This window comes from Thiorhodococcus drewsii AZ1 (assembly GCF_000224065.1).
Taxonomy (GTDB): domain Bacteria; phylum Pseudomonadota; class Gammaproteobacteria; order Chromatiales; family Chromatiaceae; genus Imhoffiella; species Imhoffiella drewsii.
Genome location: NZ_AFWT01000041.1, coordinates 1 through 13954, shown reverse-complemented (window position 1 = coordinate 13954; position 13954 = coordinate 1). Strand labels below are relative to the sequence as shown.

The following is a 13954-nucleotide window of genomic DNA, read 5'->3' as shown; positions in this document are numbered from 1 at the left end:
GTTCGGGATCGCTGGCGCCTGGGTGGTGGGCGGTGTCAGCTCGTCGGCAGCTGCAGCTTCTCCTCATACTCGTCGCGGAAGTAACGCAGTGTGCTGAGGACGGGGTTCGGCGCCGTCTGCCCCAGGCCGCAGAGACTGGTGGCCTGGACCACCTCGCAAAGTTCCTCCAGCAAGGCAAGGTCGGCCTGAGTGCCCTGAGACTTGGCGATCCTGTCCAGGAGGCTGTGCATCTGCCAGGTGCCGGTGCGGCAGGGAATGCATTTGCCGCAGGACTCGGTCATGCAGAACTCCATGAAATAGCGGGCCACGTCCACCATGCAGGAGGTCTCGTCCATGACGATCATGCCGCCCGATCCCATCATGGTGCCGAGCGTCTTGAGGCTGTCGTAGTCGACCGGGATGTCGAGATGTCGATCGGGGATGCAGCCGCCGGAGGGGCCGCCGGTCTGTACCGCCTTGAACGACTTGTCGTCGGGGATGCCGCCCCCGATGATCTCGATGATGTCGCGTAGCTTGGTGCCCATCGGCACCTCGATCAGACCCGTGTTATGGATCTTTCCGGCCAGGGCGAAGACCTTGGTGCCCTTGGATCGCTCGGTTCCGATCGAGGCGAACCAGTCGCCGCCCTCGCGAACGATGGGGGCGATGTTGGCAAAGGTCTCGACGTTGTTGATGAGGGTCGGACAGCCCCAGAGACCCGATTCGGCCGGGTAGGGCGGGCGCGGGCGCGGCTGGCCGCGCAGACCCTCGATCGAGGCCATGAGCGCGGTCTCCTCGCCGCAGACGAAGGCGCCAGCGCCGAGCCGGATCTCGATCTCGAAGTTGAACTGGGTGTCGGCGATCTTGTTGCCGAGGAAGCCGGCGCGCTTGGCCTTGCGCAGCGCCGTTTGCAGCCGCTCCACCGCGAGGGGGTATTCGGCCCGGACATAGATGTAGCCCTTATTGGCCCCGATGGCATAGGCGGCGATCGCCATGCCCTCAAGGACGCGATGGGGGTCGGACTCCAGCACGGCGCGGTCCATGAAGGCGCCCGGATCGCCCTCGTCGGCGTTGCAGATGACGTATTTCTGTCCGGCCGGCATCTTGGCGACGGTCGACCACTTGAGCCCGGTCGGATAGCCGCCACCACCACGACCGCGCAGTCCGCTGGTCGTTACCTCGCGCAGCACGTCCGCCGGCGTCATTTCGCTCAGCGCGCGGACCATCCCCGCGTAGCCGCCCGCAGCGACATAATTCTTGAAGCTGTCCGGATCGATGATCCCCGAGTTCTCCAGCACGATCTTGTGTTGGCGGGCGAAGAAGGGCTGGTCGGTCGGGCAGCGCAGGCGCTCCACCGGTGCCCCGCAGACGCTGCCCATGATGTCCGGGGCGTCATTCGGGGTCACGTCGCGATAGAGCAGGGATGCATCGAGACCGCAGTCCTTGTCGGCGACCGCGACCAGCGGGCCGGCCGAGCAGAGTCCCATGCAGCCCACGCCCTTTACGTGGCAGGTTCCGTTGCCGTCACCGCAGGCATCCTTGAGCGCGTCCATGACGGCGAGCGAGCCCGAGGACTGACAGCTGGCCGCCATGCAGACGCGAACCTCGCGCTGGATGGCGGCCTCTTCGGCGCGGAATTCGGCGGCCTTTTCGGCGAGATCTTCCAGATGCATATCAGTCCAACTCCTCAAGCTTGGCGGTGAGCGTGTCGGAGGTCTGCTTGCCCAGGACGTCGCCGTCCAGGACGGCCGCCGGGGCCAGTCCGCAGGCGCCGACGCAGCGTGCCGTGAGCACCGAGAGTCGATCGTCCTCGGAGGTTTCTCCGGGTGCGATGGCGAAGTGCGCTTGGATGCCGTCCAACAGCTCTCCAGCCCCTTTGATATAGCAGGCCGTGCCGGTGCAGACGACACAGGTGTGACGTCCTTTCGGCTTGAGCATGAATATGTGATAGAAGGTGGCGACGCCGAAGACCTTGCTCAATGGTAAATCCAGCGAGGCGGCGACGAAGCGCAGTGAGGTTTCGTCGAGATAGCCGAAGGCGTCCTGAACGCTGTGCAGCGTTTCGATCAGGGCGTGGCCGGCATAGCCGTTGCGGCGCATGGTGGCGTTGATGAGCTTCCAGCGCGTGTCGGCGCTGGGCAACGGCGGTTTGGCTTGCTGCAGCGTCATGTCACCTCCCGAGCGGATGGGTACAGTGCCTTGTCGAGTCTTCGCGGGGAGTGATGAGTCGAGCCCCACGTCGGCGGAAATGCTGGATCTTGGGGTCCGGTGAGCGGACACTATGGCGCAAGTGTATGACAGATTCGTGTTCGCGATAGGGTCCGATCGAGGCCGTTATCGCAAGCCCGTTTTCCGCCGCCGTCCTTCCGGCGGCCGAGCAGCGACCGCTATACTGCCCAGGTCATCAGGCCCCTTTCTCAACCGACTATCGATACTATGGACGAAACGCTTCCTCCCCGCAAAAGACCGCGTGGCATCTATCTCCTGCCAAATCTCTTCACCACAGCCGCCTTGTTCGCGGGTTTTTACGCCGTCTTGTCCGCGACCCAAAATCGCTTCGAGGCCGCCGCGCTGGCGATCTTCGCCGCGATGGTTTTGGATGGCTTCGATGGGCGTATCGCTCGTATTACCCATACCCAGACCGATTTCGGCGCCGAGTACGACAGCCTGTCGGATATGGTCGCCTTCGGCGTGGCGCCGGCCCTTGTTGCCTATCATTGGGCGCTCGGCGAACTGGGTAAGATCGGCTGGTTGGCCGCCTTCGTCTATACGGCCGCCGCCGCGCTGCGTCTGGCACGCTTCAATACACAGGTCGGTATCGCCGATAAGCGCTATTTCCAAGGGCTCGCAAGTCCCTCCGCAGCGGCCATCATTGCGAGCGGAATCTGGACCGCCAGCGATCTGGGCGTCGAGGGGTCCGATGTGTCCTGGTTTGCCGCCTTCCTGACGGCGGGTGCCGGTCTGCTGATGGTCAGCAATTTCCGTTACCAGAGCTTCAAACAGCTCAACCTACAGGGACGGGTGCCCTTTCTGCTGGCGGTGGGGGTGATGCTGGGGTTTGCGGTAGTCTTCGTGTATCCGCCGCTGGTACTCTTCCTGCTCGCGCTCACCTATGCCATCTCGGGACCGGCCTGGACCCTGATGGTGATCCGACAGAATCGGGCGAAGCGCCGCCGCGAAATGCTTTGATGACCGTTCTCGCGAGTCCAGGCGCGCCTTGGGTTCGCGGGTCTGGTCGCGCGTTGGTTGTGAGTCGCTGGCTCGGGAAGCGAAGTTCCAGTAGGCTGGGCCGCGCTTCTTTATGTAGGAACGTCGAGCGGGGTGTTTTGATGCGCCGGAACGCAAAAAGGCGCTGCATATGCAGCGCCTTTAGGGCAGGAGCCCTTTGATTGGACATCCTAAGAATTTGGTGCCGAGAAGAGGACTCGAACCTCCACGAGCTTTCGCTCACATGGACCTGAACCATGCGCGTCTACCAATTCCGCCACCTCGGCAAAGGGGCCGGGAACCATCGTTTTCGGTGTGTCCCCGTGGTGAGCCGCGAATATTAGAGAGACATGTCGGTCGTGTCAAGGGTACACTAACATTTTTCTGGAGATACTGAATTCACGTGGCAAGACGTCGATCATCCACTACCGCGAGAGACGCGGACCCTCATCGCCAGCGCGAGGCGAAAAAGTACGCTAACCCTATCCCTAGCCGGGAATTTATCCTCGAAACGATCACCGGCAACGGTGCCCTTCTGTCCTTCGATGAACTGGCCACTATCCTGGAGCTGCAGGACGAGCAGGATCTAGTCGCGCTGGATCGCCGTCTCGGCGCCATGGTGCGCGACGGTCAGCTGGTTCGAAATCGCAATCAGGCCTTTTGTCCGGTCAATAAGCGCGACCTGATCGCCGGGCGCGTGATCGGGCATCCGGATGGCTTCGGGTTCGTCCGCCCGGACGAGGGCGGCGACGACCTCTATCTCTATCCCAAGGAGATGCGCGCGCTCTTTCACGGTGACCGGGTCGTGGTGCGGGTGAGTGGACGCGATCGTCGCGGTCGGCTTGAGGGCGCCGTGGTCGAGATCCTGGAGCGCAACACGCGCTCGGTCGTCGGTCGTCTCAATAAAGAGAGTGGCGTCGGCTTCGTGGTGCCGGACAACAAGCGTCTGACGCACGACATCATCATCCCAAGCGATCGCATCAATGGGGCTGAGCAGGGTCAGATCGTCGTTGCGGAGATCATCGATCAGCCGACGCGTCGGACCCAGCCGATCGGCCGCGTGGCCGAGGTCTTGGGTAACCACATGGCGCCGGGCATGGAAACGGATATCTCGATCCGCGCCCATGATCTGCCGATCGAGTGGCCCGAGACGGTCGAGGCCGAGATCGCTGCCCTGGGTTCCGAGGTTCCAGAGTCCGCGAAGGAAGGTCGCACCGATCTGCGTGCGCTCCCGCTGGTGACCATCGACGGGGCGGATGCGCGCGATTTCGACGACGCCGTCTATTGCGAGCGCAAGCCCAAGGGCTGGAAGCTCCTGGTCTGTATCGCCGATGTGTCGAGCTACGTGCGCCCCGGGACCGCCTTGGATGCCGAGGCCTATGCGCGCGGCAACTCGGTCTATTTCCCCGATCGGGTCATTCCCATGTTGCCCGAGGTCCTCTCCAACGGTCTCTGCTCGCTGAACCCCCATGTGGATCGGCTGTGCATGACGGCGGAGCTGTACGTGAACGCCGAGGGTAAGGTCACGCGCACGCGCTTCTTCGAGGCCGTGATGCGCTCCCATGCTCGACTGACCTACGATCAGGTCGCGGCCATGGTGGTCGATGGGGACGGGGAGCTTTGCAGCAAATACGCGGAGCTGCTCCCGCATTTGCATGAGCTCTATCAGCTCTATCACGTGCTGCACCAAGCGCGGGTCCAGCGCGGAGCGATCGACTTTGACACCACCGAAACCAAGTTCGCCTTCAACGACCAGGGGCGTATCGAGGCGGTCGTGCCGCAGGTGCGCAACGATGCGCACAAGCTCATCGAGGAGTGCATGCTGGCGGCCAACGTTGCCGCCGCGCGTCTGTTCCAGCGTAAGCGCATTCCGGCCATCTATCGCATCCACGATACGCCGAGCGAGGAGAAGCTCAGCGATCTGCGCGAGTTCCTGGATCGATTGGCGCTCAAGTTGCCTGGCGGACCCAAACCGACCGCGCACGACTATGCCGAGCTGCTCCAACAGGTCAAGGGTCGTCCGGACTGGCGTCTGATTCAGACGGTGCTGTTGCGCTCCATGCAGCAGGCCATGTACAGCTCCGACAATGCCGGTCATTTCGGTCTGGCTTACGATGCCTACACCCATTTCACTTCGCCGATCCGGCGTTATCCGGATTTGGTGGTGCACCGGCTCATCAAGCATCTGCTGGCGGGCGGCACGACGGCCGACATGGACTACTCGGGCACCGAGTTGCAGCAGATCGGAGAGCATAGCTCGGGCACCGAGCGTCGCGCCGACGAGGCGACCCGCGATGCCGAGGATTGGCTCAAGTGCGAGTTCATGCAGGACAAGCTGGGCGAAAAGTTCGACGGCACCATCACCAGCGTCAACTCATTCGGCATCTTCGTCGAACTCGATACCTTCTTCGTCGACGGCTTGGTGCATATCACCGCGCTGGACAACGACTTCTATCACTTCGATCCCATCGGTCACCGTCTGCACGGCGAGCGCACGGGAACCGTCTATCGGTTGGGAGACCGTCTGCGCGTTCAGGTCGCGGCGGTGAACCTGGACGATCGCAAGATCGATTTCGTGCTCGCCGAGCCGTCTGGCTCGCAGACCGATGGTTCGTCGCGGCGCAAGTCGGCCGGGCGTGCGAAGGACAAGTCCGCCGCGCCATCCGGTTCTAAGGCGCCGTCCGGTTCCGCGGCACCATCGGGTGCCAAGGCGCCAGCTGGTTCCAAAAAGCCGCGTCAACGCAATCGGCGCAAGCGCAAGCCCAGCGGCCAGGCGTCCTCCGATTGAAATGAAGGACCATTCTTCCGTTGCTGGCATTCACAGCGTTCGCAGCGCACTCAAGTTCGGATCCGAAGGTGTGGGTGAGCTCTGGTTGGAGCGTACGCGTCGCGACCGTCGCTTGGGTGAGCTGGCGGATCTGGCGCGCGAGGGCGGTGTCAGGGTTCGTCTCATGGATCGAGATGACCTGGATAAGGCCGTCTCCGGCGCCAAGCATCAGGGCGCGGTCGCCTGGGTGCGGGTGCCTGTGTCGCTCACCGAGCAGGATCTGAGCGCGCATCTGGATCGGATCGAGGGGCCGCCCTTCCTGCTGCTGCTCGACGAGGTCCAGGATCCGCACAACCTCGGTGCCTGTCTGCGTACCGCCGAGGCGGTGGGGCTCCATGCCGTCATTGCGCCCAAGGACAACGCGGTCGGTTTGACGCCTGTGGTGTGCAAGGTCGCGAGCGGTGCCGCCGAGACCATGCCCTACTATCAGGTGACCAATCTGGCGCGTACCATGGACGCGCTCAAGTCGCGTGGTATCTGGCTCACCGGCACCGCCGGCGAGGCGTCCACCGATCTCTATGCCGCCGATCTGGTCGGGCCGTTGGGGCTGGTGATGGGCAGCGAAGGGACCGGGATGCGCCGTCTGACCCGCGAGCGTTGCGACACACTGGTCCGACTCCCCATGCATGGCTGCGTCGAGAGTCTCAATGTCTCGGTCGCGACCGGCGTTTGTCTCTACGAGGCGCTGAGACAGCGCCGACACCCCTAGACGCCTTCCGAGGTGTTCGTCCCCCACGCCCCGTCGAGTGAATCCCGTTTCGTTCGGTGTTTTGGGCGTGTGGGCTGCCTTCGGGAGCTTTCCCTAAACCTCAACTCGGGGCGATTCCGGGCACCGCCGCAGGGCGGGTTCGTCACCCCCGCTGAGTCACGTTATGATGTCCGACAACTCCAAGCACTTAGAGCAATCGCCGATGCTGGTTCTCCGTGGCGCCCCAGCCATCTCCGAGTTCCGTCTGCGCAAGCTTGCCGATCGTCTCGGCGAGCAAATCGGAACGCCGATTCAACTCTATGCCGAGCTCGTGCATTTCGCCCAACTGTCGGGCGATCTGGACGCGAGCGGCCGGTCCGTCTTGGAGCGTCTTCTGCGTTATGGGCCGAGCCTTCCGGCGCATGCGCCGGAGGGTGCGCTGGTGCTGATCGTGCCCAGGCCCGGTACCATCTCGCCCTGGTCGTCCAAGGCCACGGACATCGCTCATAACTGCGGTCTGACCCAGATCCAACGTCTGGAGCGCGGAACCGCCTATTACCTCGTATCCGAGACGGGTGAGATTGCCGAGGACGTGCTGCTCCAAGCAGCGGCGATCCTCCACGACCGCATGACCCAGGTCGCCCTGTTCGATCTGGAGCAGGCTCATCGTCTGTTCGAGGGCGCCGATCCGCGCCCGGCACAGCGCGTCGAACTGCTGGAGCGCGGTCGTCCGGCCCTGGTCGCCGCCAACGCCGAGCTGGGCTTGGCGCTGTCCGACGACGAAATCGACTATCTGAGCGAGAGCTTCCAGGCGCTTGGACGCAATCCGACCGACGTCGAGCTAATGATGTTCGCTCAGGCCAACTCCGAGCATTGCCGGCACAAGATCTTCAACGCCGACTGGATCATCGACGGCGAGCCTCAGTCGCGCTCACTGTTCAAGATGATCCGTCATACAACGGATACCTCTCCCGAGGGCGTGCTCTCGGCCTACAAGGACAATGCGGCGGTGATCGAGGGCTGGGACGGTCGGCGCTTCATGCCCTGTCCTCAGACCGGCATCTACTGCGAGTCCGAGGAGGAGATCCATCTCCTCATGAAGGTCGAGACCCACAACCATCCGACCGCCATCGCCCCGGATCCGGGTGCGGCGACCGGATCGGGCGGCGAGATTCGCGACGAGGGCGCGACCGGGCGAGGCGCCAAGCCCAAGGCCGGTCTGTGCGGTTTCTCGGTCTCCAATCTGCGCATCCCCGGCTTCGAGCAGCCTTGGGAGCGTGATTTCGGCAAGCCGGGGCGCATCGTCTCGGCGCTCGACATCATGCTCGAGGGACCGATCGGCGCGGCGGCCTTCAACAACGAGTTCGGGCGTCCCAATCTGACGGGCTATTTCCGTACCTACGAGCAGGAGATCCCCGCCTCGGACGGTGCGACCGAACTGCGCGGCTATCACAAGCCGATCATGCTCGCCGGCGGCATGGGCAACATCCGCGCCGAGCACGTCGCCAAGGACACCTTCCCGCCGGGTACGCCCCTGATCGTGCTGGGTGGTCCGGCGATGCTGATCGGTCTGGGCGGCGGCGCGGCCTCCAGCATGGCCTCGGGCGCCTCGGCCGAGGATCTGGATTTCGCCTCGGTGCAGCGCGCCAATCCCGAGATGCAGCGCCGCTGTCAGGAGGTCATCGACCGTTGCTGGGCGCGCGGGGAGGAGAATCCTATCCTCTTCATCCACGATGTCGGCGCCGGCGGTCTGTCCAACGCGCTGCCCGAACTGGTCCACGACGGTGAGCGCGGCGGACGCTTCGAGCTGCGTGAGATTCCGAACGACGATCCCGGCATGTCGCCGATGGAGATCTGGTGCAACGAGTCCCAGGAGCGTTATGTCCTGGCGATTGCCGCCGAGCGTTTGGATACCTTCAAGGCGATCTGCGAACGCGAGCGCTGTCCCTATGCCGTGGTCGGCGAGGCAACCGAGGAAGAGCGTCTGACGCTCGGTGATCGGGTGCTGGAGGATCAGCCGATCGACATGCCGCTGCCGCTGCTGTTCGGCAAGCCGCCCAAGATGCAGCGCGACGTGGCGCGCGTTGCCCCTCCGGCGGCATCCTTCGCGACCAAGGACATCGATCTGGGCGAGGCCCTGTTTCGGGTGCTGCGTCTGCCGACGGTGGCGGACAAGAGCTTCCTCATCACCATCGGTGACCGCAGCATCACCGGCCAGGTTGCGCGTGACCAGATGGTCGGCCCCTGGCAGATTCCGGTGGCCGACTGCGCCGTGACCCTCAGCGACTATCGCGGCTACCGTGGCGAGGCCATGGCGATGGGCGAGCGCACCCCGCTGGCGCTGCTCGATGCCTCGGCGTCCGGGCGCATGGCGGTCGGCGAGGCGCTGACCAACATCGCTGCGGCCTCGATCGAGGCGCTGGGCGACATCAAGCTTTCGGCCAACTGGATGGCGGCCGCCGGTCACGCCGGCGAGGACGCCCGTCTTTACGACACGGTGCGCGCGGTCGGCATGGAGCTGTGTGCCGAGCTGGGAATCGCGATCCCGGTCGGCAAGGATTCCATGAGCATGAAGACGGTCTGGGAGGATGCCGAAGCTGGGCGTCGCGAGATGACCTCTCCGCTCTCGCTGATCGTCTCCGCCTTTGCGCCCGTCGATGACGTGCGTCGCACCCTGACGCCGCAGCTGCGCACCGATCAGGGCGATACCGACCTCATCCTGATCGATCTGGGTCAGGGGCGGAACCGCTTGGGAGCCTCCTGTCTCGCCCAGGTCTACGGCGCGCTGGGCGAGGAGGGGCCGAATCTCGACGATGCGGATCTGCTCAAGCGTTTCTTCGCGGCGATCCGCGAGCTGCGCAGCGAGGATTTGATCCTGGCCTATCACGACCGTTCCGACGGCGGTCTCATCGTGACTCTGTGCGAGATGGGCTTCGCCGGGCATTGCGGTATCGACGTGGACTTGGCGGCGGTCGGTTGCGACGACGTTGCGGCGCTGTTCAGCGAGGAGCTGGGCGCGGTCATCCAGGTCCGTCATACCGAGACCGACGATGTACTGCAGATTCTGGAGTATTACGGGCTCGCCGAGTTCAGTCCGGTCGTCGGCATGATCGACGACAGCGACACCATTCGCGTCTGTCGCCGCTGTAGCGTCCTCTTCGAGGCCGATCGCACCGATCTGCAGCAGGCCTGGTCCGAGACCAGCTACCGGATGCAGTCGCTGCGCGACAATCCCGAGTGCGCCGACGAGGCCTTCACCCGCATCGTTCAGCCCGATCCGGGGCTGAATGCCAGCCTCACCTTCGATTCGGATCACGACATCGCTGCGCCCTTCATCGAGCGTGGTGCGCGACCGCCGGTCGCCATCCTGCGCGAGCAAGGCGTCAACGGTCAGATCGAAATGGCCGCCGCCTTCCATGCGGCGGGCTTCGAATGCGTCGACGTCCATCTCTCGGACATCATCGCCGGTCGCATCGATCTGGAGCGCTTCCGGGGGCTCGTGGCCTGCGGCGGCTTCTCCTACGGTGACGTGCTGGGGGCCGGCGAGGGCTGGGCCAAGACCATCCTCTTCAACCCGCGTGCGCGCGATCAGTTCCAGTCTTTCTTCGAGCGTTCCGATACCTTCGGGCTCGGCATCTGCAACGGCTGTCAGATGCTCTCGAATCTGAGCGAGCTGATACCGGGCGCCGATCACTGGCCGCGTTTCGTGCGCAACCGCTCGGAACAGTTCGAGGCTCGGACCCTGATGGTGGAGGTGGCCGAGACCCCGTCGGTGCTGCTCGCCGGCATGGCCGGATCGCGCATGCCGATCGCGGTGGCGCACGGCGAGGGTCGGGCCGAGTTCCGCGATGCGACGCATCTGGCCGAGGCTCGCGCCGGTGTCGCCGTGCGCTATGTGGAAAATGCTGGGGGTATCGCCGAGCGCTATCCGGCCAATCCGAACGGCTCCCCAGAGGGAATCGCTGGATTCACGACGCTAGACGGTCGGGTCACCATCATGATGCCGCATCCGGAGCGTGTGTTCCGGGCCGTCCAGAATTCCTGGTACCCGGATGAGTGGGGCCAGGATGGTCCCTGGATGCGTCTGTTCCGCAACGCCCGAGTCTGGGTGGGCTGAGAGGGGAGGGAGGGCGTCGCCGCCCTCTGGTAACCCGAGCCTTAGAACATGTCTCCGGGCATCCAGCACCCAGCACCCAGCTGGATGCTGGTGGCTGGCCGCTGGGAGCTTCCCCTCAATAGATCCATGGAATGAACTTGCTCACGCGCTGGGCATAGTCCTGGTAGTCCGGGTGGCGCTCGGTCAGCCAGCCTTCCTCCTTGCCTGCCTTGTAGTCGAAGAAGAGGAAGCCGATCGCGAGCAGCGCCAAATGGGGAAGGCTGAGGGTGAAGAGCGTCCATCCCAGCGCGGCGAAGAGCTGACTGGCATAGAGCGGGTGCCGCACCCAGGCGTAGACGCCATGCTGTACCAGCTGATTGTGATCGACCGGGTAGGGTAGGGGCGTGAGATACTCTTTGATATGCATCGAGCCCAGCCCGCCGAGCACGAGCCCCACTGAACCGAATAGGGCGAGCGCCGTCCAACGTGCCGGCGCCAGGGTTTCGAGTAGCCCTGGAGTCGCGAGCGGATTCCAGGTCGGCGTCAGGATGAATACGAAAAAGAGAACGAACTGGAGCGCGACGAGGTACTCGCCGCGTTGACCCTTGAAAAAGGACAGAAATGACATTGATGTTTCCTTGGTGCTTGATATTTCAGGCTGCGTTCACCCGAAGTGGTGAGACGTCCCGATCTGTTGAGCGTCCAGCCGTTATGACAGGATGCCGAGGCTCTGGGTTTCCGATACACTCATCGGCTTTTTAGGCGGGGCCTCTTACCCGACGGATATCATGGCGAATGCGAGCGAACTTTCCGGCGTGACCTTCGACTGGCCGGTGCGTGTCTATTACGAGGATACGGATGCGGCTGGGGTGGTCTTCTATGCGAATTATCTGCGATTCATGGAGCGAGGGCGAACCGAGTGGTTGCGCTCGATCGGTTATGAGCAGGACGTCTTGCGTGATGCCAAGGGTATCCTCTTCGCCGTGCGGCGAGTCAATTTGGAGTATCAGAACTCGGCGCTCTTCAACGAGCTTCTGCTGGTTCGATCCGCAGTCACGCACCTCGGTGGGGCCAGTATGGAGTTCGAGCAGAGCGTCCTGCGACCCGCTGACGGCAAGATCTGCTGCCGTGGCGAGGTGAACGTGGTCTGTTTGGATGCAACGACCAAGCGGCCACGTCGTCTGCCGTCTGAACTGGCGGCGGCGATTCAGTCGAGCATCGGCTGTGCCGTGCCCGCCTCCTCGGAGTAATTGCGATGGCTTCCGATCTGTCCTTGCTGGATCTGGTGCTTCATGCCAGCTTCGTCGTCCAGGTGGTGCTGCTGGTGCTCTTGGTCGCGTCCGTGATGTCCTGGACCATGATCCTCGATCGCGCTCGGGTGCTCGCCAAGGCGCGCAAGACGGCCAACGCCTTCGAGGACCGCTTCTGGTCCGGCGGCGATCTGACCGCGCTCTACAAGGAGTTGAGCCAAGACGAGAAGGGCAATCAGGGTCTGGCCGCCATCTTCAGGGCCGGATTCAAGGAATACGTGCGTCTGCGCAAGATCGAGGGCAACGACATGATGGCGGTGCTCCAGGGCGCCGATCGCTCCATGCGTGTCGTGTTGAGCCGCGACATGGACCGCCTGGAGACCAATCTCGCCTTCCTCGCCACCGTGGGATCCACCAGCCCTTATGTGGGGCTCTTTGGGACCGTCTGGGGGATCATGCAGTCGTTCCATGCGCTGGGTAACGTCGAGCAGGCGACTCTGGCCCTGGTCGCGCCCGGAATCTCCGAGGCGCTGATCGCGACCGCGATCGGTCTCTTCGCCGCCATTCCCGCCGTCATCGCCTACAACCGCTTCGCCAACCAAGTCGAGCGGCTCAACAACCGCTACGAGGAGTTCATGGAGGAATTCTCGACCCTGCTCCAACGCCAGGGCCGCGACTGAACGCCGGGGACGCGACGCCATGATCAAGCACACGCGCAGCCGCAACCGCCGTCGGCTCATGGCCGAGATCAACGTGGTGCCCTACATCGACGTGATGCTGGTGCTGTTGATCATCTTCATGGTGACGGCGCCGCTCATCACCACCGGGGTCAAGGTCAGCCTGCCGCAAGAGAAGGCGGGCGGCATCGAAAGTCCGACGCTTGATTCGGTGGTCATCACCGTGGACGAGTTCGGGGACTATTACATCGACGTCGGCAAGGACAAGCACCAGCCGGCGAGCGAGCAGATTCTCTACGACCGTATTCGCGTCGTCCTCGGCTACAAGCCCGAGACGCCCATCCTGGTGCGTGCCGACAATCGCGTCGATTACGGCAAGGTGGTGCGCGCCATGGTCATCGCACAGTCTGCCGGCGCGGCCGAGGTCGGTCTGATCACGGCCCCGCCGGAGCGTCGCGAGCCCTAACATGTGGCAGATCCTGCGGCGCAACCCCCAGGCCCTCTATTGGTCGTTGGGGCTGCATCTCTTCTTCGCGCTCCTGATGCTGTTGGGGGCGCATTTGGATCGCCCGACATTGGATGCCGCCAGCAAGGCCCGAGTCGTGAAGGCGACGATCGTCTCCGAGCGTGCGATCGAGTCCATGGCCGATGCGCTCGATGCCGGTCAGGCTGCGTCCGGAAAGGATGCGGCGGCAGTCGATTCGGGTGCGGCAGAACAGGAACGCCAGGCGGCGGAAGCCGAGCAACAGCGGCGTGCCGATGAGGCTCAAGCCAAGGCCAAGGCCAAGGCCGAGGCCGAGCGTTTGGCCGCAGAAGAGTCACGCCGTCAGGCCGAATTGGAGGCGCAACGTCAGGCCGAGCAGCAGCGTCTCGCCGAGGAGGCCAAAGCCAAGGCGGACGCGGAACGCCGTCGCGCCGAGCAAGAGGCTCGACGTCAAGCCGAGCTGGAGGCGCAACGTCAGGCGGAAGCCGAGCGTTTGGCTGCAGAGTCACGCCGCCAGGCCGAATTGGAAGCGCAACGCAAGGCCGAGCAGCAACGTCTCGCCGAAGAGGCCAAAGCCAAGGCGGACGCGGAACGCCGTCGCGCCGAGCAAGAGGCTCGACGTCAGGCCGAGCTGGAGGCCCAGCGCCAAGCCGAGGCCGCGCGATTGGCGAGGGAGGCCGAGGCGCGTCGACAGGCCCAGGAGGCCGCTCGGCGACAGGAGGAGCAGCGTCTTGCCGAAGAGGCGC

11 protein-coding genes and 1 tRNA gene are annotated in these 13954 nt (G+C 64.0%); 8 read left to right on the top strand and 4 right to left on the bottom strand.

Annotation, left to right across the window (positions count from 1 at the left end; translation table 11 throughout):
* Positions 1 to 35: 35 nt before the first annotated feature.
* Positions 36 to 1652: a NuoF family protein gene (locus tag THIDRDRAFT_RS19385; RefSeq protein WP_007042609.1), complete on the bottom strand. Its 1617-nt coding sequence runs from the start codon at positions 1650 to 1652 to the stop codon at positions 36 to 38.
* A gap of 1 nt (position 1653) precedes the next feature.
* Positions 1654 to 2148 carry a bidirectional hydrogenase complex protein HoxE gene (gene hoxE / locus THIDRDRAFT_RS19380; RefSeq protein ID WP_007042608.1) on the bottom strand — a complete coding sequence of 165 codons (495 nt, stop codon included), beginning with the start codon at positions 2146 to 2148 and terminating at the stop codon, positions 1654 to 1656.
* 267 nt (positions 2149 to 2415) lie between these two features.
* On the opposite strand from hoxE, the gene pssA reads away from it, so the two are divergent.
* The gene (pssA, locus tag THIDRDRAFT_RS19375) at positions 2416 to 3168 is read left to right on the top strand and encodes a CDP-diacylglycerol--serine O-phosphatidyltransferase (RefSeq protein WP_007042607.1); all 753 of its coding nucleotides are present in this window, start codon (positions 2416 to 2418) and stop codon (positions 3166 to 3168) included.
* 218 nt (positions 3169 to 3386) lie between these two features.
* On the opposite strand, the gene THIDRDRAFT_RS19370 is transcribed toward pssA, so the two are convergent.
* Positions 3387 to 3473 (bottom strand) — tRNA-Leu (locus tag THIDRDRAFT_RS19370).
* Between the two features lie 116 nt (positions 3474 to 3589).
* Between THIDRDRAFT_RS19370 and rnr the strand changes: the two genes are divergently transcribed.
* The 3 genes from rnr to purL all read left to right on the top strand — a co-directional run bounded on the left by rnr (position 3590) and on the right by purL (position 10818).
* The gene (gene rnr, locus THIDRDRAFT_RS19365) at positions 3590 to 5974 is read left to right on the top strand and encodes a ribonuclease R (RefSeq protein ID WP_007042606.1); all 2385 of its coding nucleotides are present in this window, start codon (positions 3590 to 3592) and stop codon (positions 5972 to 5974) included.
* Between the two features lies 1 nt (position 5975).
* Positions 5976 to 6722, top strand: a complete 747-nt coding sequence (gene rlmB, locus THIDRDRAFT_RS19360) for a 23S rRNA (guanosine(2251)-2'-O)-methyltransferase RlmB (RefSeq protein ID WP_007042605.1) — start codon at positions 5976 to 5978, stop codon at positions 6720 to 6722.
* Positions 6723 to 6924: 202 nt separating this feature from the next.
* On the top strand, positions 6925 to 10818 hold the full coding sequence (purL, locus tag THIDRDRAFT_RS19355) for a phosphoribosylformylglycinamidine synthase (RefSeq protein ID WP_040845514.1): 3894 nt from the start codon (positions 6925 to 6927) through the stop codon (positions 10816 to 10818).
* Between the two features lie 115 nt (positions 10819 to 10933).
* Here the strand turns inward: purL and THIDRDRAFT_RS19350 are convergent, their stop codons facing one another.
* Complete coding sequence (locus tag THIDRDRAFT_RS19350) at positions 10934 to 11425, bottom strand: methyltransferase family protein (protein ID WP_007042603.1); 492 nt, start codon at positions 11423 to 11425, stop codon at positions 10934 to 10936.
* A gap of 160 nt (positions 11426 to 11585) precedes the next feature.
* Here THIDRDRAFT_RS19350 and ybgC point away from each other — a divergent pair, with 160 nt between their 5' ends.
* The 4 genes from ybgC to tolA form a co-directional block, all read left to right on the top strand.
* Positions 11586 to 12047, top strand: coding sequence for a tol-pal system-associated acyl-CoA thioesterase (gene ybgC / locus THIDRDRAFT_RS19345; protein WP_040845506.1), 462 nt, complete (start codon positions 11586 to 11588; stop codon positions 12045 to 12047).
* A gap of 5 nt (positions 12048 to 12052) precedes the next feature.
* Positions 12053 to 12727: a protein TolQ gene (gene tolQ / locus THIDRDRAFT_RS19340; RefSeq protein WP_007042601.1), complete on the top strand. Its 675-nt coding sequence runs from the start codon at positions 12053 to 12055 to the stop codon at positions 12725 to 12727.
* A 19-nt stretch (positions 12728 to 12746) separates the two neighbouring features.
* Positions 12747 to 13190, top strand: a complete 444-nt coding sequence (gene tolR / locus THIDRDRAFT_RS19335) for a protein TolR (protein ID WP_007042600.1) — start codon at positions 12747 to 12749, stop codon at positions 13188 to 13190.
* A gap of 1 nt (position 13191) precedes the next feature.
* Positions 13192 to 13954: cell envelope integrity protein TolA (gene tolA, locus THIDRDRAFT_RS19330; protein ID WP_007042599.1), on the top strand; the 763-nt coding region annotated here is incomplete at its 3' end.